Annotated in this window: 18 protein-coding genes; 7 read left to right on the top strand and 11 right to left on the bottom strand. The window is 67.9% G+C overall.

The features are described 5' to 3' along the window. The first annotated feature begins 91 nt into the window (after positions 1-91). Positions 92-1,537 (top strand): FAD-dependent oxidoreductase, encoded by a 1,446-nt coding sequence (locus EDF74_RS15790; protein WP_123731005.1) that lies wholly within the window; start codon positions 92-94, stop codon positions 1,535-1,537. A 26-nt stretch (positions 1,538-1,563) separates the two neighbouring features. On the opposite strand, the gene EDF74_RS15785 is transcribed toward EDF74_RS15790, so the two are convergent. Next, entirely contained in the window at positions 1,564-1,860 is a 297-nt protein-coding gene (locus EDF74_RS15785; RefSeq protein ID WP_123731004.1) for a hypothetical protein, read from the bottom strand. A gap of 173 nt (positions 1,861-2,033) precedes the next feature. Between EDF74_RS15785 and EDF74_RS15780 the strand changes: the two genes are divergently transcribed. Beyond that, positions 2,034-2,906, top strand: coding sequence for a methylglyoxal synthase (locus tag EDF74_RS15780; protein ID WP_123731003.1), 873 nt, complete (start codon positions 2,034-2,036; stop codon positions 2,904-2,906). A 113-nt stretch (positions 2,907-3,019) separates the two neighbouring features. Here the strand turns inward: EDF74_RS15780 and EDF74_RS15775 are convergent, their stop codons facing one another. The 3 genes from EDF74_RS15775 to ttcA are packed head-to-tail and all read right to left on the bottom strand — an operon-like array spanning position 3,020 to position 5,739. After that, a complete protein-coding gene (locus tag EDF74_RS15775; protein WP_123731002.1) occupies positions 3,020-3,808 on the bottom strand; it encodes a M48 family metallopeptidase in 789 nt (262 codons plus the stop codon). Positions 3,809-3,865: 57 nt separating this feature from the next. After that, a complete protein-coding gene (locus tag EDF74_RS15770) occupies positions 3,866-4,771 on the bottom strand; it encodes a recombination-associated protein RdgC (RefSeq protein WP_121043899.1) in 906 nt (301 codons plus the stop codon). A gap of 50 nt (positions 4,772-4,821) precedes the next feature. After that, complete coding sequence (gene ttcA, locus EDF74_RS15765; RefSeq protein WP_123731001.1) at positions 4,822-5,739, bottom strand: tRNA 2-thiocytidine(32) synthetase TtcA; 918 nt, start codon at positions 5,737-5,739, stop codon at positions 4,822-4,824. 97 nt (positions 5,740-5,836) lie between these two features. On the opposite strand from ttcA, the gene EDF74_RS15760 reads away from it, so the two are divergent. Further along, positions 5,837-6,031 carry a YdcH family protein gene (locus EDF74_RS15760; RefSeq protein WP_088435334.1) on the top strand — a complete coding sequence of 65 codons (195 nt, stop codon included), beginning with the start codon at positions 5,837-5,839 and terminating at the stop codon, positions 6,029-6,031. A 69-nt stretch (positions 6,032-6,100) separates the two neighbouring features. Here EDF74_RS15760 and plsB read toward each other — a convergent pair whose 3' ends face one another. Continuing rightward, complete coding sequence (plsB, locus tag EDF74_RS15755) at positions 6,101-8,815, bottom strand: glycerol-3-phosphate 1-O-acyltransferase PlsB (RefSeq protein ID WP_123731000.1); 2,715 nt, start codon at positions 8,813-8,815, stop codon at positions 6,101-6,103. Beyond that, positions 8,815-9,783, bottom strand: coding sequence for a hypothetical protein (locus tag EDF74_RS15750; protein ID WP_123730999.1), 969 nt, complete (start codon positions 9,781-9,783; stop codon positions 8,815-8,817). Before EDF74_RS15750 ends, plsB begins: the two co-directional genes overlap by 1 nt. Between EDF74_RS15750 and EDF74_RS18365 the strand changes: the two genes are divergently transcribed. Then, positions 9,782-9,907, top strand: coding sequence for a hypothetical protein (locus EDF74_RS18365; RefSeq protein WP_260232289.1), 126 nt, complete (start codon positions 9,782-9,784; stop codon positions 9,905-9,907). The two genes, EDF74_RS15750 and EDF74_RS18365, sit on opposite strands and share 2 nt — an antisense overlap. Positions 9,908-9,932: 25 nt before the next feature. Here the strand turns inward: EDF74_RS18365 and pyrF are convergent, their stop codons facing one another. Together pyrF and EDF74_RS15740 are read right to left on the bottom strand one after the other, a co-directional pair. Beyond that, complete coding sequence (gene pyrF, locus EDF74_RS15745) at positions 9,933-10,658, bottom strand: orotidine-5'-phosphate decarboxylase (protein ID WP_123730998.1); 726 nt, start codon at positions 10,656-10,658, stop codon at positions 9,933-9,935. After that, on the bottom strand, positions 10,655-11,578 hold the full coding sequence (locus EDF74_RS15740; RefSeq protein ID WP_184997327.1) for a 5'-nucleotidase, lipoprotein e(P4) family: 924 nt from the start codon (positions 11,576-11,578) through the stop codon (positions 10,655-10,657). The genes pyrF and EDF74_RS15740 overlap by 4 nt, the downstream gene beginning before the upstream one ends. Before the next feature lie 111 nt (positions 11,579-11,689). Here EDF74_RS15740 and EDF74_RS15735 point away from each other — a divergent pair, with 111 nt between their 5' ends. Further along, complete coding sequence (locus EDF74_RS15735; RefSeq protein ID WP_123730997.1) at positions 11,690-12,358, top strand: YceH family protein; 669 nt, start codon at positions 11,690-11,692, stop codon at positions 12,356-12,358. Positions 12,359-12,459: 101 nt separating this feature from the next. Here the strand turns inward: EDF74_RS15735 and EDF74_RS15730 are convergent, their stop codons facing one another. Further along, positions 12,460-12,993, bottom strand: coding sequence for a GNAT family N-acetyltransferase (locus EDF74_RS15730; RefSeq protein ID WP_123730996.1), 534 nt, complete (start codon positions 12,991-12,993; stop codon positions 12,460-12,462). A 73-nt stretch (positions 12,994-13,066) separates the two neighbouring features. Continuing rightward, positions 13,067-15,043 carry a UvrD-helicase domain-containing protein gene (locus EDF74_RS15725; RefSeq protein WP_123730995.1) on the bottom strand — a complete coding sequence of 659 codons (1,977 nt, stop codon included), beginning with the start codon at positions 15,041-15,043 and terminating at the stop codon, positions 13,067-13,069. 125 nt (positions 15,044-15,168) lie between these two features. On the opposite strand from EDF74_RS15725, the gene EDF74_RS15720 reads away from it, so the two are divergent. After that, positions 15,169-15,894 carry a sel1 repeat family protein gene (locus EDF74_RS15720; RefSeq protein ID WP_123730994.1) on the top strand — a complete coding sequence of 242 codons (726 nt, stop codon included), beginning with the start codon at positions 15,169-15,171 and terminating at the stop codon, positions 15,892-15,894. A gap of 38 nt (positions 15,895-15,932) precedes the next feature. Further along, on the top strand, positions 15,933-16,553 hold the full coding sequence (locus EDF74_RS15715; RefSeq protein WP_123730993.1) for a thymidine kinase: 621 nt from the start codon (positions 15,933-15,935) through the stop codon (positions 16,551-16,553). On the opposite strand, the gene EDF74_RS15710 is transcribed toward EDF74_RS15715, so the two are convergent. Next, complete coding sequence (locus EDF74_RS15710) at positions 16,554-18,155, bottom strand: glucan biosynthesis protein (protein ID WP_123730992.1); 1,602 nt, start codon at positions 18,153-18,155, stop codon at positions 16,554-16,556. It abuts the gene before it with no gap. Positions 18,156-18,193 lie beyond the last annotated feature (38 nt).

The raw sequence follows: 18,193 nt of genomic DNA, 5'->3' as shown, positions 1-18,193 counted from the left end.
GTTCCCACCGTTGTAGTGCCGGCCGCTGGCCGGCAACCTCACATTGTAGTGCCGGCCGTTGGCCGGCAACTCACCACCGCAGGGCCCACCCATGAGCCGCAAGCAAGCTTTCCAGTTCCTCGATCTGCCCCGGACGATGCCGCAGCGCATCCCGGTCGAACTGCGCACCTCCGGCGACTGGGGCGAGCTGTACGGCAAGTTCGGCAAGGAAGACGCGCAGTTCCAGGCCGGGCGCTGCCTGGACTGCGGCAATCCGTACTGCAGCTGGAAGTGCCCGGTGCACAACGCGATCCCGCAGTGGCTGCAGCTGGTGCAGGAAAACCGCATCCACGAAGCGGCCACGCTGTGCCACTCGACCAACCCGCTGCCGGAGGTGTGCGGCCGGGTGTGCCCGCAGGACCGGCTGTGCGAAGGCAGCTGCACGCTGGAGGAGTTCGGGGCGGTCACCATCGGCGCCGTGGAGAAGTACATCGTCGACACCGCGCTGGCCACCGGCTGGCGCCCGGATATGAGTGCAGTGGAAGCCACCGGCAAGCGCGTGGCGGTGATCGGCGCCGGCCCGGCCGGGCTGTCTTGCGCCGACAAGCTGGCGCATGCCGGCATCCAGGCCGTGGTGTATGACCGTTACGAACAGATCGGCGGGCTGCTGCAGTTCGGCATCCCCAGTTTCAAGCTGGACAAATCGGTGATCAGCCGCCGCCGCAACGTGCTTGAAGGCATGGGCGTGCAGTTCCGCCTCGGCGTGGAGATCGGCCGCGATGTGAGCATCGATGACCTGCTGGCCGAGTACGACGCGGTGTTCGTCGGCACCGGCGCGTACCGCTACACCGATGGTGGCCTGCTTGGCCAGGACCTCAAGGGCGTGCTGCCGGCACTGCCGTTCCTGGTGCAGAACAGTCGCATCGTCAGTGGCAGCGATGCCCACGGCCGGCCGATCGCCGGCTGGGAAGACCAGATCGCCCTGCCCGACCTGGAGGGCAAGCGCGTGGTGGTGCTGGGCGGTGGCGATACCGGCATGGACTGCGTGCGCAGCGCGATCCGGCTCGGCGCGGCCAAGGTGACCTGCGCCTACCGCCGTGACGAAGCCAACATGCCGGGCTCGGCGCGCGAAGTGGCCAACGCCCGCGAGGAAGGCGTGCGCTTCCTGTTCAACCGCCAGCCTTTGTCGATCGAAGCCGGCGCGGATGATGAAGTGATCGGGGTGATGGTGGTCGAGACGACCCTGTCCGATCCGGATGCCCAGGGCCGCCGGAACGCGGTAGCGATCGAAGGCAGTGAGTCGCTGCTGGAAGCGGACGTGGTGATCATCGCCTTCGGCTTCTCGCCGACGGCGCCGGCCTGGCTGACCGAACAGGGCGTGGAGGCCGGCAACAACGGCCGCATCGTGGCCGGTGGCAGTGGCCGCCTGCCGTTCCAGACCGCCCACCCACGCCTGTTTGCCGGTGGCGATGCGGTGCGCGGTGCCGATCTGGTGGTGACCGCCGTGGCCGAGGGCCGCGATGCGGCCGGCAGCATCGTGCAGCTGCTTTCGGCGTAACGGCGTGCCCTACCGAAGCGCGCCTCTCACGCGGCGCGCGCTACCGCAGGTACCGGCGTGTGACGCACGCCGGCCCGCTCGATCTCCAGCGCCATCAGCAGCTCGATGTTGTCGAGCTGGTCGCGGATGCGGCGGTTGCTGACCACATCATCGTGGCCGCGCCCGATATGCGCATCCAGCATGCGCGCGAGCCCGGCCAGCAGGACCTCGGCATCGGCCTGCGGGGCATCACGGAGCACAGCGGCCAGCGCGCGGATGCGCGTTCCCTGATCCACGGCAGCGGATGGGGAGGATGCGACAACGGAAGAAAGGGAGAGGGTCATGGCAGGGGTTTCCTGATTGACGGACGACCACCACTGTCGGATATGGCCCCTGCCGACACCATGCAACAAGTACGAAAATGCGTGAAGGCGCGTGAGCCGCATCACGTTTCGCAGCTTGCATCGGTGCAACCTGAACGGCTTACACTGGCGACGACTCCTTTTGGACTGCCCCCATGCGCATCGGCCTGGCCGCGAACCGCCTGCATCACCACGACAAGCACGCCGCGCTGTTCCGTTGGCTGCGCGCCAGCGACACCGGCCTGCGCGAACTGGGCGTCGAACTGCATGCAGTCGGGCGCACCTTCGATGCGATCCAGCGGCTGGGCTTCCTTCAGGATTTCGCGCCGCTGCGGCGCTACCCGAACGGCCGCGAGGGCGGCCTGATGAAGCTGGTGGCCGAGGTGGTCGGGATGGGCACGCCGGAGCGCACGCTGGACGGCGCGATCTACCTGATGGACCCGGTCGATCCTTCCTCGGTCTTTCCGGAAGCGACCGCGCTCAAGCGCCAGTGCGTGATCCACGGCAAGCCTTTCATCTCCACCGTCGCCACCGCGCGCGACTGGGTCGAGGTGGAGCGCCTGCACGCCGGCCTGGCACCGGACCCGGGTGCCGATGACCTGCACGCCTTCGAGCAGCACACGCTGGCCCTGATCGCGCATGACGCGATGAAGCCGGCGATGCTGGCCTTCGCCGATGAACACTTCGCGGTGCTGTCGCGCTTCCGCAGCCGGGTCGGCACCGGCACCACCGGCCAGCGCCTCAACGAACTGGCCTGGAGCCGCGGCTGGCCGCAGGGCGAGGAATGGGTGACGCGCTACCAGAGCGGCCCGATGGGCGGCGATGCGCAGATCGCCGACCGCGTGCTGGAAGGCCATTGCCAGCGCGCGATCTTCTTCGAAGACCCGCACGTCGCCCGCCAGCACGAAGCCGACATCCAGCTGCTGGAGCGCGCGGTCACCACCGTGACCGATCAGGCCGTGTGCATCACCGCGCCGCGAGTGGCGGCGCGCTGGGCGCAGGCGGCCGCGGTGCGGGTGTGCAACTGAGAAACACCGCATCGGTAGTGCCGGCCGCTGGCCGGCAATCGCGCGCGGGTGGGGTTCATGGGGAGCCGGCCAACGGCCGGCACTACCGGTGGCGGGCGTGGCAGCAGCCGGCGTTACCCCGCCGGGGTCAGCAGCTGCCGCAGCATCGCCTTGAGCCGCCGCCCCTCGAGCTGGAAATAGTCCCGCTCGGCATGCCACGCCGGGAAGCGCTTTTCCACCTCCGCCCAGAACGCCGGCGAGTGATTGGCCTGGATCAGATGGCAGAGCTCGTGCACCAGCACGTACTCGAACGCCGAAGGCCGCCCCAACACCAGGGCCAGATCCAGCGCCATGCTGCCATCGGGGGCCAGCGAGCCCCATTGCGAGGACATCACCTTCAGCCGCAGCCGCGCCGGTGCACGCGGCAGGCCGGGCAGGTAACGCGGAAGCCACTGGCCGACATCGGCACGGGTCTGTGCTTCGTAGAATTCGCGAAGGGTGCGGCGCAGCGTGGCATCGGTCCCGCGCGTGGGCCAGTGCAGGCAGGCGCCCTGCTCGTCCACGTGCATGTGCGCGTAGCGACCGGTTTCCCAGCGCAGCGGCAGCAGCTCACCGCGCAGCGGGAGCACGCCCGGCTCGCCGATCACCAGCGGTGGCGGCAGGTTGGTGGCCTGGTAGCTGCGCAGTTGCTCGGACAACCAGCCGCGATGCTGGTCGAGAAATCGCTCGCCCATCACCAGGCTGGCGCGCGGTGGCAGGGTCAGGCGTACGCCGCGCTCATCGACGCTGAGCTTGATCCGGCGCGCACGCGGATCGCGCACGCGCAGGACATCGATCTCGGCATCCTCCAGGCGCAGCCGTACCGTATCGCGCTGCAGCGTGCTGACAGCCGGCGAAATCAGGCGGCGGAGGAATCCGGACATGGGTACAGCATAGCGCCGGCCGTGACCGGCGCATGACTGGGGACTGATCGGAACCGATCAGTCCGCCTTGCTCAGCTTGAAGGCCTCTTCCAGCAGCAGGAACAGGCGGCGCACTTCGCCGCTCTGCAGGGCGAAACGGGCGTCCAGTTCGGCGCGGCGGCCGTCATCGTCGGCGTGCTCGAGCTGGTCCAGTGCGCCATCCAGGAACTTCAGCTTGCGCACGATCAGGTCGTCGCCCAGCACGAAGGACAGGTTGTCCTCGAAGACCAGGGCCAGCTTGGTCACCTGCTTGCCGGCGTCCAGGTGCTTGTCGATCTCGTCGCAGCGCAGTTCCTGGTGCTGGCACTTGACCACCGCACCGCCCTCGGCCGGGTCCTTCATCTCGCACTCTTCGCCCAGGCTCAGCCCGGTCGGCAGGGTTTCGCCGGCGATCCAGCCGGTGAGGATCGAGCGCGGCGCCACTTCGGCGTTCAGCGGCATCGCCGGGAAGCTGCCGAGCAGGCCGCGGATGTCGGACATCATGTTCTCGCCCTTCTTGCTGCTCGAGCAGTCCACGGCGACGTACCCGTGGGTCAGGTCGATCAGCGCGTCGGTACGCGAGCTCTTCACGAAGGCACGCGGCATCAGCTCGTGCAGCAGGTCGTCCTTCATGCGCTTGCGCTCGCGGCCGCCGGGCTTGCGGCCTTCCTTCTCCTCGATTTCCTCGAGCTTGCGCGCGAGCAGATCGTTGACCACCGCGCCCGGCAGGATCTTGTCCTCACCGCCGACGGTCAGCCACAGCGCATCGCCGACGCGGTGCGAGAACACGGCCTTTTCTTCACGGCCGAACGGCGAGATGAAGCCGCGCGAATTCATTTCAAGCGGACCGACCGGCTTGAGCAGCACCTGCGGCAGCAGAGTGTCTACGTCGGAGAAATCGGTGGCGGTCGGGAAGCGGAACAGCGTCAGGTTGCGAAAGAACATGGACGTCCAGAGTAAGAGCGTGAAAGGGAGGGCGGGCGCACCAGCGTGGCTCAGGCCGGGCCGGGGGCGTCACCGGGGTCGTGGGCAGTGCCGGCCCAGGCCGGCGGGTCGGGCAGCGGGGGTGCTGCGGCGCGCCCCAGTGCCATGAAATCAAACAGGGCCGGATCGGCCAGCTGCGAGGGATGGATGTTGCCCAGCGCGCGGGCGATCTGGTCGATGCGGCCGGGCTGGTCGCATTCCCACTGCTGCAGCATCTGCTCCACCTGGCGGCGCTGCAGGGTGTCCTGGCTGCCACACAGCGTGCAGGGAATGATCGGGAACGCACGCGCCTGCGCGTAGGCGCTGATGTCCGCTTCACTCACATACGCCAGCGGGCGGATCACGATGTGCTGGCCGTCGTCGCTGCGCAGCTTGGGCGGCATCGCCGAGAGCTTGGCGTGGTGGAACAGGTTGAGGAAGAACGTGGCCACACTGTCGTCGCGGTGGTGGCCCAGCGCGATCTTGGTGAAGCCGTGTTCGGCCGCATGCCGGTACAGCGCGCCACGGCGCAGACGCGAGCACAGCGAACACATCGTGCGGCCTTCCGGAATCACCCGGCTGACCACCGAATAGGTGTCCTGCTCGATGATCTGGAACGGCACACCGATCGAGGCCAGGTACGTCGGCAGCACGTGCTCGGGAAAGCCCGGCTGCTTCTGGTCCAGGTTCACCGCGACCAGCTCGAACGGTACCGGCGCTTTTTTCTGCAGCTGCAACAGGATGTCGAGCAGGGTGTAGCTGTCCTTGCCACCGGACAGGCACACCATCACTTTGTCGCCGGCCTCGATCATGCCGAAGTCGGCGATGGCCTGGCCGACCTGGCGGCGCAGCTGCCGCGCCAGCCGGTCCTGCACACCGCCGGGCGCGCGCGGATCGCGGGCGCGCGGGACGGGATCGGGCAGGCGGATGACAGCGCTCATGGCGGTCATTCTACCGGCTCGCACCGGCGACCACGGCCCCCGGGAAGTGACTGCGTTCACTCCCGGCGGTCATCGGGGATGTGTATGCTCGGAGCTTGTGGAAACCATGACACCCACCGATATCAGTGCCCGCCTTGCCGTCCTTCGGCAGGAGCATCGTGCGCTGGATGATCAGATCCTGCGCATGGCCGCCAACGGCGACGATGAGCTGGAAGCCAAGCGCCTGAAGCGGCGCAAGCTGCAGTTGAAGGACTGCATCGCCAAGCTGGAAGACATGCTGATTCCGGACGAGCCGGCCTGAGCCAGCCACGCATGGCGTGGCTCTACGCGTAGCGAGGGACGGTGCGTTGGGATTGACGACGTGCCGTCGTCAATCCGTGCTGACCGGCTCTTCCGGCTTCGCCGCTTCCGGGCTGACACGCTCGATGGTGTGGCGCAGTTCGCGGCCGAGGATGAATTTCGCATCCTTCGCCCACGCGTCCAGGCGCGCATCGAACAGCAACTTGCTGTTTTCATCCGGCCACACCAGGCGCAGTTCGCGCAGCTTCTGGATGAAGCCGCGGAACAGGGTGCGGTCGAAGAACTCCGGCGCGGCCGGCGCATAGAGCAGGCTCAGTCGCTGCGCAGCCTGCTGGCACAGGCTTTCCAGCTCGGCCGCACCCAATGTGCCGGGGCCGTTCTTCACCAGCACCGAGATGGCGATGTAATAGCGCTCGAACGCCTGCTGCAGCGAATGGCCGATCGCGCGCAGGCGGAAGACTTCGTCGGTCTGCCCGGTGTTGCGCGCCAGGATGCCGCCGTCGTCATCGTTGATGTTCTGCAGCAGCCCTTCGCGCACGAACACGTTGATGGTCTGCTCGATGCGCTGGGCAAACTCGTCTTCGGTCCACGGCAGGAACAGCTCGGCCTGCAGGAACGGATACACCGTGCGGCCCAGCTGGACCAGCCCGGTGCGGCTCATGCGGCGGTTGTTCTGGAAGCAGCAGGCCACCCACGACGAGGCCGTGAACAGGTGGATGACGTTGTTGCGGAAGTAGCTCAGCAGCACCGCGGTGTCGCCACTGACGCTGAGCACGTCACCCAGCGGGTGCTTGATGCGGGTGAGGACGTTGATTTCCTCGGCGTGGGCGATGATCCGCTCCGGCGAGTGCGGGGTCACCGTCACCCGGTCCGAGTACGGCATCTCGACCAGCAGGGTCTTGCACAGTTCGATCTGCGCGATCAGGTCCGCCTCGCCCATCGCATGCTTGGGCGTGGACAGCAGCGCCAGCGCGAGCAGGTTGATCGGATTGACGTCGGCCGCACCGTTGATATGCACCTGGATGCGTTCGGCCAGGTGATCCACCGTGCCGGACAACCACGAGGGCTTCTCGTCTTCGCCGACCGGTTGGCCGTTCCAGTCCGGCGCACGCTGGGCGAGCACGTCGTTGAGCGCGATCGGCTCGCCGAAGTTCACCACGACCTGGCCGTAGTTCTGCTTGAGCACCTTCGGGATCGACCACAACAGCGACCAGATCGATTCCTTTTCCTTCGGCCGGCCGGACAGTTCGTCCAGGTAGCTGCCGCCTTCCATCAGCTTTTCATAGCCGATGTAGACCGGCTGGAACAGCACCGGCTTGCGCGGCTGGCGCAGGAAGGCGCGCAGGGTCATCGAGATCATGCCGCCCTTGGGCTGCAGCAGCCGGCCGGTGCGCGAGCGGCCGCCTTCGACGAAATACTCGATCGAGTAACCGCCGGCGACCAGCTGCGCCACGTATTCGCTGAGCACCGCCGAGTACAGCGCGTTGCCACGGATCGAGCGGCGGATGAAGAACGCACCGCCCTTGCGCAGCAGCGTGCCGACCACCGGCAGGTTGAGATTGATGCCGGCCACGATGTGCGGCGGCACGATGCCGCGGTCGTACAGCAGGTAGGACAGCAGCAGGTAATCCATGTGGCTGCGGTGGCTGGGCACGTAGACCACTTCATGCCCGGGCGCGGCCGCCTTGAACTTGTCCAGGTGGTGGACCAGCACGCCGGCGTAGATGCGGTTCCAGACATGGCTGAGCATGAAGCTGGCCGAGCGCACCACGGGACTGGAGTAGTCCGCGGCAATTTCCCACGCGTAGGCGTGGGCTTTTTTCCAGGCATCGGCCGGCTTGGAGTTGTCGCGCTTGGCCTGTGAGGCGATCGCTTCGCGCACGGTGTCCGCGTCGAGCACCTTGTCCACCAGCAGGCGGCGGGTCGACAGATCCGGCCCGATCACCGATTCGCGGATACGGCGGAAATGGGTGCGCAGCACGCGCTGCAGCTTGCGCACGGTGCGCTCGGGGTCCAGCCCCTCATCGACCGTGGTGCGCAGCGAGATCGGCGGGGCGAAGCGCACGATCGTGCTGCGGCCGTTGAGCAGCACCGCCAGCAGGCGACGGAAACGACCCACCAGGGCCCAGTTTTCCGAGAACAGCACCGCGAACCAGCCGCTCTGCTTGTCCGGCGCGCGGCCGACGAAGATCGACACGGGCACCAGGTGCACGTCCAGCTCGCCGCGGGCGCGATGCGCCTGCAGGACCTTGGCCAGCGAGTCCGAGTGGGTCTTGGCGCCACGCTGCTCGGGGATCAGCGAGTTGCTGCTGCTCCGGCGCGACAGGGCCAGGTAGGCGCGCTTGCGCCCGGTCGGATCGCCGGCGATCGGCACCAGCGGCGAGGGCAGGCCGGCTTCGCGGCAGGCCTTGTCCAGGATCAGCGCGTTGGACAGACCGTAGTCCTCCAGCACGTAGACCACCGGGCGGCCATCGTTGTACTGGCCGGGGTGTTCCGGTTCGATCTTCAGCGACAGCCACGGCTCGACCAGGCGGCCGAGCAGGCGCGCCCACCACGGCGGGCGGCCACTGGGCGGACGGGTGCCGGGCACGATCGCGGACGGCACGACGGTGGCAGGCTCCGCATCGACGGCAACGGCCTCCACGGGCGCGCCAGCGGCCGGCGGAACCGGGGCGGCAGCACCGTCGGACGGCACGGTAGCGGGCGACGAGGACATGGCGTCCGGCGTCTTGGGCGGCTCTTCGCCGGGGAAAGGCAGGGGATTCTGGTTCGGCATCGGCTTCATTATGGCTTAGGCGGTGCAGAAGCACCGTCCTTGACCGTCGCAGCCGCCTCGGTTTCGGCGGCCTGGCGAGCGTCATGTTCAGCTTGCGCGGCGTCGGCGGCCTGCAGCAGCGCATCGGTGTCTTCCAGCGTGCGGGTCACGTACCAGTGACCGTCGCGCCGTGTCATCCGCACCTGCGCTTCGATCTGCTCGCCGGCCAGCGTGTACTGGATGCGCACGACCGCGTCGTCGCCCAGTTCGGAGGTCAGCTCGCCGCGCAGCTCGGTCAAGGCGCCGTCCAGCGACAGCCCGTAACTGGCCAAGGCCGTCTTGAAGGCTTTGATGAAGGGCCCGAGCCGGCGCAGACTCTCTTCCATGCCCGCGGCCTGCAGTTCGGCATCCGTGGACAGCCCCGCAGTGCGTGCGGTCGCGGTGAGCAGGGTGATGGTCGTCTTCGCCCGCTGCTTGTCCGTCAGTGGCGCCGCGGCGGCCCAGCGGCTGAGCGCGTTCACCACCTGGGTGTAGTGGGCGCGCTCGCTGTCGCTGTACTCGCTCTGGTTGCGCAGGTACTGCTCGCCGAACAACCCCATCGAGTGGGCCGCCTGGCGGACCTGGGTGGCCTGACCGGCGATCTGGGTATCGAACGAACGCTGCAGCCGCTGTGGCGCATCCGGCCGCGACAGTGCGGCCAGCATCGGCAGCAACTGCCCATCCAGCGGCAGCTCGGTCAGCGGCCAACGGCTGTGGCCCTGGCTCCAGGCGCCCTGCAGACGGGCGTACTGGGCCGGCGGCACCGCTGCCTTCGCATAGCCGACCAGATCATTGTCGGCGACCCGCTGGGCCAGCTGCTGCAGGGCCGCGACCGGCTCGGACGCCGGTGCATCCGGATCGATCTGCTTGTCTTTGCAGGCGCTGAGCAGCACCAACCCGCACAGGGCCAGCGCCAACGCCTGCCCTCGGTACTGCCACGGCTTCAACGACATGGACATGAATTCGGACTCCCCGGACCGGTCCGCATCTTGCGGCCTGTTCGGTGACAGCGGCAAGCCGGCAGACCTGCCGACCCTGCGCTCGGTGCGCAAGCCCTTGAATGTACAGAAAATCCGCGTGTGACAGAGCATCCCGCCCCGTCGCCGCCTCAGCGCGCGGCGAGCGCCTGGGCGATCTCGGCCTGGATGGCGCGCGCAGCGGCCTGCGGATCGCTGGCCAAGCGGATCGGACGGCCGACCACGATCGCATCGGCGCCGTCGGCAAAGGCCTGGGCCACGCCCACGGTGCGCTTCTGATCATCCCCGACCGGCCCGCCGGGGCGGATGCCCGGGCAGACGATCGAGAAGCCGGCGCCGGTGGCGGCGCGGATCGGCCCAGCCTCCTGGCCGGAGGCAATGACGCCATCGATGCCGGCGGCCTGGGCGGCCAGCGCGCGTTCGACCACCACCTCGACCGGCTCGCGGTCGATGCCCATCTGGGCCAGGTCGCTGCGCCCCATCGAGGTCAGCACGGTCACCGCCAGCAGGCGCATGTCGCTGCCGTTGGCGGCCGCGCAGGCCTCCATCATCGCCGGGTGCCAGCCATGGATGGTGGCGTAGCTCACCGGCCACTGCGACAGCCGCTTGATCACCGCCGCGGCGGTGGCCGGGATGTCGAAGAACTTGAGATCGACGAACACCCGCTTGTCGCGTGCGGCCAGCGCCTCGAGCACCTCGAAGTACTCGCCGGAGGCCAGCAGTTCCATGCCGATCTTGTAGAACGACACGGCATCGCCGAGGCGATCGACCCAAGCCAGCGCGTCGGCGCGGCCCGGCACGTCGAGCGCGAAGATCAGGCGCTCCTCGTCCCGCAGCGGCAGCGGCGCGCGGCTCACGGCGCGTAGTCCAGCGCGGCACGCTTGGCATCGTGGCGGGCTTGGCGCGACTGGCTGTAATCGTTGTTGAACTGCGCCGGTTCGAAGCCGCCGTAGGTCGGGTTGGGCAGCATCCACCAGCGTTCACCGAACCAGTCGTGGTACTGCTGCAGCAGCGCGTCACGGCCCTCATTGGTGTTGGCGGTGACTTCCACGAAGTCGCCCAGCTGGTCGCCGAACTGCATCAGCACGCGGTATTGCTGGCCGGCCAGGCGGCGGCGGCAGTTCTTCTCGCTGCCCGCCTGCTCGCAGCCTTCCACCACGGTGCCCAGGCCGAGGAACACGCTGTCATCGGCCACCGGCAGGCCCTGCTCGCGCAGGTTGGCCAGGGTGGCGTCCTTGAGATGCACGGCGCGGTTGGAGATGTACAGCAGGGTCACACCCTTGGCATTGGCGGCCTTGGCGAAATCGACCACGCCCGGAATCGCCTTGGCCTTCTTTTCGGCCACCCACTGGTCCCAGCTCAGCTCGTCATATTCCTTGCCATCGCGCACCAGGCGCGCCTGGTAGGGCGAGTTGTCCAGCACAGTCTCGTCGACGTCCAGCACCACGGCCGGCTTCAGGCCCTTGGCGGCATTGCCGCGCTCCTCAGGCACCAGCGCGTCCCAGTTGGCTTCCTTCAGCGCCTTGTCCAGGTGATCGGCGGCCGCGCGATAGGTCTGCTCGGTGATCGCCCGGTATTCCTGCGAGCGCTGGATCCACAGCACGGCATTGAGGTTGTCGTTGGCGGCCACGGCGGCATCGCCGGTGGCAGTCGGCGCGCTCGCCGCGGCAGCGGTGGCCGGCGGGGCGGCATCGGCCGGGGTTTCAGTGCGCTTGCAGGCACTGAGCGCCAGCACGGCGCAGGCAAGCACGGACAGGGAAACAGCACTACGACGCATGGCATTCACCGGCAACAGATTCGCGCCAGTTTACCGGCTTGTCCCGCGGCATTCATGCCGCAGGCAGGGCTCGGCTATGCTGCACGCCCCTGAAACACCCCGGAGCGCCCCATGACCGACGACACCCAGACCCCTGCCCTGCCCGTGCTCAGCGCGGCCCAGGCCCGCGCGTTGGGCTGCCTGATCGAGAAGGAGGCGACCACCCCGGACGCCTACCCGCTGACGGTCAACGCCGCCCAGGTGGCCGCCAACCAGAAGACCGCCCGCGAGCCGGTCATGGCCTTGTCGGCCGGCGATGTGCACCACGCGCTGCGCCAGCTGGAGACCCTGGGCCTGGCGCGCCAGCAGTACTCCTCGCGCGCGGAGCGCTACGAGCACCGCGCCGGTGCCGCGCTGGACCTGACCCGCCAGCAGCTGGCGATCCTGGGCCTGTTGCTGCTGCGCGGCCCGCAGACCCTCAATGAGCTGCTGACCCGCAGCGAGCGCCTGGTCCGCTTCCAGGACGTGGACGAACTGCGCCACCACCTGGAGCGCATGATCCAGCGCGAGATGGCGGTCCAGCTGCCACGCGCCAGCGGCCAGCGCGAAGACCGCTACATGCACCTGCTGGGTGGCCCGGTGGACGTGCAGGCATTTGCCGAGCAGTACAGGTCTGCACCGAGCGGCGCTGGCGGCGGCGGTGCCAATCCGGTACTGGAGTCCCGCGTGCAGCAGCTGGAGGCGACGGTGGCCGAGCTGCAGGAACAGCTGGCGGCGTTGCGCGCGCAGTTGGGGGGCTGAACAGCAGCCACGCATGGCGTGGCTCTACCGGGTGGAATGGCGTGGTTCCACCGGGTCGGATGGCGTTGTTCCACCGGGTCGGATGGCCGGGCGCTACCGGGTCAGACGGCTGGCGCGCCCGGGGTGGCGAACAGCAGCACGACATCGCCGCCATGCGGTGGTGGCAGCAGCAGATCGCCGCGATCCTCCATGCCCAGTTTGCGCAGCAGCGCGGCGGAGCGCACGTTGTCCGGCGAGATGATGCCGTACAGATCGGCATGGCCGAGCACATCGCGCGCGTAGTGCATCACCCCGCGCGCGGCCTCGAACGCGTAGCCGTGGCCTTCGTACTGCGACAGCAGTGCATAGCCGATATCCGGTGCCGGCAACCCGGCGCGGCGCACCAGGCCGGCGTTGCCCAGCCATGCACCATCTTCGCGACGGATGACGGCGTACATGCCGAAGCCGTTGAGCGTGTAGCTACCCAGCACGCGCTCGGCGGTGTAGTCGCGCGCCTGCACCAGGGTGCGTACGCCGCGGTCGGCGATGTTGCGGATGAAGCCCGGCTCGTTGAGCAGGGCCAGCATGTCGGCGGCGTCATGGTCGGGATCGATCAGGCGCAGGTGCAGGCGGTCGGTCTGGATCACGGCGGACATGCGGGTACCGGTGAAGGGTGATAGGCCGATTGTGCCGTAGAGCCACCCATGGGGTGGCTCTACCCGGCGATGCTCAGTCGAACAGTGCCTGGATCGCGGCCAGACCCGCGCTGGCACGCTCTTTCTTGCGCGCGGCATCGGCGACGGGATCGGCACCATCGCGCTGCATTTCCTCGGCGGGTATCTCATCGAAGAAACGGCTGGGCTTGAGCCGCACGTGCTCGCCGAACTTGCGGGTGAGCTTGCTGTAGCTCATCCACAGCTGCACCTTGGCGCGGGTGATGCCCACGTACAGCAGGCGCCGCTCTTCCTGCAGGTTGCCTTCGTCGAGACTGACCTGGTGCGGCAGCACGCCGTCCTCGCAGCCGATGATGAACACGTACGGGAATTCCAGACCCTTGGAGGCGTGCATGGTCATCATCCGCACCTGGTTGCCGCCGTCGTCCTTGTCATTGCGCGAGAGCAACGCCAGCTGCGCGGCCAGATCCGCCGTGGAGGCGCCCCGCGGGCCGCCTTCGAACCACTGCGCCAGTTCTTCCAGGTTGCCCAGGCGGCGCTGGTAGACGGACTCTTCCTTGCACGCGCTGCGCAGGTCCGAGACCAGCCCGGAGTCCTTCACCAGCTTGCGCACCAGATCGCCGGAGCTGAGCTTGGGCATCTCCGCGCGCAGGTCGCGCAGGATGTCGGTGAAGCGGCTCAGCCCATTGGCCGCGCGCGGCGGCAGCTGCGAGAGCGCGCCGATCGCCTCGGCGGCATGCGCCATCGGCAGGTCTTTTTCAGACGCCAGCTCGGCCAGCTTGGCCAGCGTGCCGGCGCCCACTTCGCGCTTGGGCGACTGCACCGCGCGCATGAAGGCCGTATCGTCGTCCGGGTTCACCAGCAGACGCAGCCAGGACAGCGTGTCCTTGACCTCCTGCCGTTCCAGGAACGCGGTGCCGCCGGTGATGTGATACGGCGCGCGCACCAGCTGCAGCGCTTTTTCCAGCGGCCGCGACTGGAAATTGCCGCGGAACAGGATGCAGAAATCGCTCCACGGAATCTTCTTGGAGGTCGCCAGGTAGGAGATTTCCGCCGCGACCTTTTCCGCTTCGTGCTCGCTGTTGCGGCACTCCCACACCCGGATGCGCTCGCCGTCGGCCTGGTCGCTCCACAGCTTCTTCAGGTGCTCGTGCGGGTTGTTGGCGATCAGCGCATTGGCCGCGCGCAGCACGCGGTTGGAGCAGCGGTAGTTCTGCTCCAGTTTGATGATTTCCAGCGCGGGGTAATCGCGCGCCATCTGCTGCAGGTTTTCCGGGTTCGCACCGCGCCAGGCGTAGATCGACTGATCGTCATCGCCCACGCAGGTGAAGTTGCCCTTGCTGCCGGCCAGCTGCTTGAGCAGGCGGTACTGCGCATCGTTGGTGTCCTGGCATTCGTCGACCAGCAGGTAGCCGATGCGCTCGCGCCAGGCGATGGCGATCTCCGGATTCTCTTCCAGCACCTGCACCGGCAGCCGGATCAGATCATCGAAATCCACCGCGTTGAACGCGGTCAGGCGCAGCTGGTAGCGCTCGTAGACGCTGGCCGCTTCCTTCTCGCGGGTGCTGCGCGCCGCGGCCATCGCCTGCTCGGGCGACAGGCCGGCATTCTTCGCACGCGAGATCAGGTTCTTCACGTCCTCGATGTCGTCCGGCTTGGCCCCGTACATCAGGTCCTTGACCTGCGCGGTCGAATCGTCGGCATCAAAGATCGAGAAGCCGCGCTTGAGCCCGACAGCGGCATGTTCGATCTGCAGGAACTTCAGCCCCAGGGCGTGGAAGGTACAGATGGTCACTTCATCGGCATCGTCGCCGCGCAGGCGCTTGGCCACGCGCTCGCGCATTTCCTTGGCCGATTTGTTGGTGAAGGTGATGGCCGCAATCCGCCGCGCCGGGTAGCGCTTGCTGGCGATCAACTGACCGATCTTCTCCACGATCACGCGCGTCTTGCCGCTGCCTGCGCCCGCAAGCACCAGCAGTGGACCTTCGCAGTGCATCACTGCCGCATGTTGGGGAGGATTGAGACCGTGCATGCCATCTCCAGGGGAGGGGCATTGTACCGGCCTTGATCGGGCTGCATCGACGCGCGGCCGCGTGGATTGACGCCTTCACACGGGTGGGTTATCCAGAGGACCTGCCCACGCAAAGGACGCGAAGGATGACCCGATTCAGCAACGGCAGGTGGGCATGGGCGGTGATCACCAGCCTGGCGGCGCTGCCCGTATCGGCCCAGCCGGCCGACGTCATGGACGTGCGCGCACAGGAGATCGTGCATACCTCGGCCTTCCTGGCCAGCCACCCGGATCTGCGCTACCGCGCGCTCGCACAGGAGGCGGTGTCACGCGGCCGCCTGGAGGAAGCGCGCACCTACTTCCGCCGCAGCGCCCGTTATGCCGACAAACTCTCCCAGGCCGCGCTCGCGGAGATGTGGTGGGGGGGCCAGGGTGGCGAGCAGGATCGGGCGCTGGGCTATGCCTGGATGGACCTGGCCGCTGAGCGCGGGACGGCCTTCCTGCTGGCACTGCGCGAACGCTACTGGGCCGCGCTGGATCCGGCCGAGCAACGACGTGCCCAGCGTGAAGGTCCGGCACTGTACGCCGAGTATGGGGATCCCGCGGCCCAGCCACGGCTGGAACGTGAACTGCGCACCGCGCTGCGCCAGGTCACCGGCAGCCGCACCGGCCGGGTGGGCGGCGGGATGGAGATGGAGGTCCGCGTGGCGGGAGGGATGCGCCGGAAAGTAGATCCGGATGTCTTCTATCGGGATGAATTCTGGACGCCCGCCGCGTACTGGCAGCGACAGGCGCGCGAACTGGACCAGGCCGGGCGCAGCGAGGGGAAAATCGACGTCGGCCTGCCGACCACTGTGCCGACCAACGATTGACCGCCATGCCCGGGCTGCTGAGCGGATAAAATCCCGACATGGCCAAGCTCTATTTCTACTATTCGGCGATGAACGCCGGCAAGACCACGACCCTGCTGCAGTCGGCGCACAACTACCGCGAGCGGGGCATGCGCGTGGCCATCCTGACCCCACGGCTGGACGATCGCGCCGGGCGCGGCGTGGTCGCCTCGCGGATCGGCCTGAAGGCCGACGGGATCGCGTTCCAGCAGGACACCGACCTGCAGCAGCTGATCGCCGACGACATCGACACGCACGGTCCATTGGGCTGCGTGCTGGTCGATGAAGCGCAGTTCCTGACCCGCAGCCAGGTCTGGCAGCTCAGCGAGGTGGTCGATCAGATGCGCATTCCGGTGCTCTGCTACGGCCTGCGCACGGATTTCCGCGGCGAGCTGTTTGAAGGCAGCCAGTACCTGCTGGCCTGGGCCGACGAGATGCAGGAGATCAAGACGATCTGCCACAGCGGCAAGAAAGCCACGATGACCGTGCGCGTGGACGAGCACGGCCACGCGGTGCAGGACGGCCCGCAGGTGGAGATCGGCGGCAACGAGCGCTACGTGTCGGTGAGCCGCGCGGAGTTCAAGAAGATCACGCGCGGTGAGGGCCGCATCGACCCGATGCAGGCCCCATTGCCGCTGTGATCAGTACAACGTGCGCTCCGGCGCGCCCTTCGGCGGCGGGCTGTACTGGTACAGCCAGGTTTCGGTGAGGGTCTTGCCACCGCTGCGCAGGTACAGGCGGATGTCGATCTGCTCGGTGGCGTCATCCGGCGGCACCAGATCGAACATGGCCCGGTAGCCCTTGATCTCGCGCAGCGGACGCGCCGACACGATCTCGGTACGGCCACGGCTGACCTGGACCACGGCCTCCACCTCGCCCTTGTCGATCAGCGCGGCCAGTTCGCCGCCTTCGAAATCGACCGCGAAGCGCCAGGAGAAATACTCGCGCTTCTTGCCGATCACCCCGCCCAGGCCGGTACGGCTGGCCACGCAGTGCGCCAGCGGCGTACGCGCCGGCGGCTCGGCGCCCCAGTACAGGCGGTAGCCGAGCAGCAGCTCCTGGCCGGGCTGCGGCTTGGCCTCCGGATTCCAGAACGCCACGATGTTGTCGAAGGTTTCGTCCACGGTGGGGATTTCGACCAGCTGTACCGAACCCTTGCCCCACTGCCCCTTCGGTTCCACCCACAGGCACGGGCGCTTCTCGTAGAAAACGCCGTCGTCCTGGTAGTGATCGAAGTTGCGGTCGCGCTGGAGCAGGCCGAAGCCGCGCGGGTTGTTGTCCACGAACATGTTGAAGCGCAGGTTGTGCGGGTTGCACAGCGGGCGCCAGATCCATTCACCGGCACCGGTCCACATCGACAGGCCATCGGTATCGTGGATCTCCGGGCGCCAGTCCCAGGCCATGCGACGGTCGTTCTCGCCCACCTGGTACATGCTGGTGCACGGGGCGATGCCGAGCCGCTCGATCGCCTTGCGCGGGTACAGCGCGCAGTCGATGTCCATCAGCAGCACGTCACCGTTGGTGATCGCGAAGCGGTAGGCGCCGGTGGTGCTGGGCGAATCCAGCAGGGCGTACACCACCAGCGTGTTGGAGTCGGCCGCCGGCCGCTCCAGGTAATAGGCGATGAAATCCGGGAATTCTTCGGGCTTGCCCATGCCGGTATCGATCGCCAGGCCGCGCGCGGATTGGCCGTACTGGCCTTCCTTGCCGACCGCGCGGAAATAGCTGGCACCCAGGAAGGCGGCGAAGTCGCGATCGGTGTCCTTGCGCGTGTTGAGCCGGAAGCCGGCGAAGCCCAGATCGGCCGGCAGATGACTGCCCTTCAGGCCGCTCTTGCCGTAGTCGAACGCCGCGCCGTCGTAGGCCAGTTCCTGCGCCTTGCCATCGGTCACGTCGAACATCCGCACCGGTGAGTGGAAGTACAGGCCAAGGTGGAAGAACTTGGCCTGGTAGCGGCCGGGCTGGTCCGCCCACAGCGCGTGATCCTGGCGGTACTGGATCGACTGGTACTGGTCCCAGCTCAGCGCTTCGACCGGGCCAGGCAAGGTCCGCTTGTGGCTCTGGTAAGCGGCCTGGGACAGCGCGCGGGCCTGCCCTTTCAGCGAGGCGAAATCGAACGGCTGCGGCGCGCCCAGCCGGCGCAGGCCGACCTGGTTGCCCTGCGCGGCGCAGGCCGGCAGTGCGGGCAGGCCGAAGGCGGCCAGGGCCACGGAAGCATTGCGGAGGAAGTCGCGTCGTTGCATGCAGGCAGCGATGGCAAAGGGAGGGCCGGCCATCATAG

Source organism: Stenotrophomonas rhizophila, assembly GCF_003751305.1.
Taxonomy (GTDB): Bacteria; Pseudomonadota; Gammaproteobacteria; order Xanthomonadales; family Xanthomonadaceae; genus Stenotrophomonas; species Stenotrophomonas rhizophila_B.
Note: the sequence above shows the minus strand (reverse complement) of the source record. Positions and strands in the feature narration are given on the sequence as shown.

Bases quoted from the DNA above. Each gene is read 5' to 3' on its own strand.
- EDF74_RS15710 (WP_123730992.1), bottom strand. From the start codon at position 18,155: ATGCAACGACGCGACTTCCTCCGCAATGCTTCCGTGGCCCTGGCCGCC.
- EDF74_RS15785 (WP_123731004.1), bottom strand. From the start codon at position 1,860: ATGACCCTCTCCCTTTCTTCCGTTGTCGCATCCTCCCCATCCGCTGCC.
- EDF74_RS15750 (WP_123730999.1), bottom strand. From the start codon at position 9,783: ATGTCCATGTCGTTGAAGCCGTGGCAGTACCGAGGGCAGGCGTTGGCG.
- EDF74_RS15725 (WP_123730995.1), bottom strand. From the start codon at position 15,043: ATGCACGGTCTCAATCCTCCCCAACATGCGGCAGTGATGCACTGCGAA.
- EDF74_RS15780 (WP_123731003.1), top strand. From the start codon at position 2,034: ATGCGCATCGGCCTGGCCGCGAACCGCCTGCATCACCACGACAAGCAC.
- ttcA (WP_123731001.1), bottom strand. From the start codon at position 5,739: ATGACCGCCATGAGCGCTGTCATCCGCCTGCCCGATCCCGTCCCGCGC.
- plsB (WP_123731000.1), bottom strand. From the start codon at position 8,815: ATGAAGCCGATGCCGAACCAGAATCCCCTGCCTTTCCCCGGCGAAGAG.
- EDF74_RS15760 (WP_088435334.1), top strand. From the start codon at position 5,837: ATGACACCCACCGATATCAGTGCCCGCCTTGCCGTCCTTCGGCAGGAG.
- EDF74_RS15740 (WP_184997327.1), bottom strand. From the start codon at position 11,578: ATGCGTCGTAGTGCTGTTTCCCTGTCCGTGCTTGCCTGCGCCGTGCTG.
- EDF74_RS15720 (WP_123730994.1), top strand. From the start codon at position 15,169: ATGACCCGATTCAGCAACGGCAGGTGGGCATGGGCGGTGATCACCAGC.
- EDF74_RS15715 (WP_123730993.1), top strand. From the start codon at position 15,933: ATGGCCAAGCTCTATTTCTACTATTCGGCGATGAACGCCGGCAAGACC.
- EDF74_RS18365 (WP_260232289.1), top strand. From the start codon at position 9,782: ATGAATTCGGACTCCCCGGACCGGTCCGCATCTTGCGGCCTGTTCGGT.
- EDF74_RS15790 (WP_123731005.1), top strand. From the start codon at position 92: ATGAGCCGCAAGCAAGCTTTCCAGTTCCTCGATCTGCCCCGGACGATG.
- EDF74_RS15775 (WP_123731002.1), bottom strand. From the start codon at position 3,808: ATGTCCGGATTCCTCCGCCGCCTGATTTCGCCGGCTGTCAGCACGCTG.
- EDF74_RS15735 (WP_123730997.1), top strand. From the start codon at position 11,690: ATGACCGACGACACCCAGACCCCTGCCCTGCCCGTGCTCAGCGCGGCC.
- EDF74_RS15770 (WP_121043899.1), bottom strand. From the start codon at position 4,771: ATGTTCTTTCGCAACCTGACGCTGTTCCGCTTCCCGACCGCCACCGAT.
- EDF74_RS15730 (WP_123730996.1), bottom strand. From the start codon at position 12,993: ATGTCCGCCGTGATCCAGACCGACCGCCTGCACCTGCGCCTGATCGAT.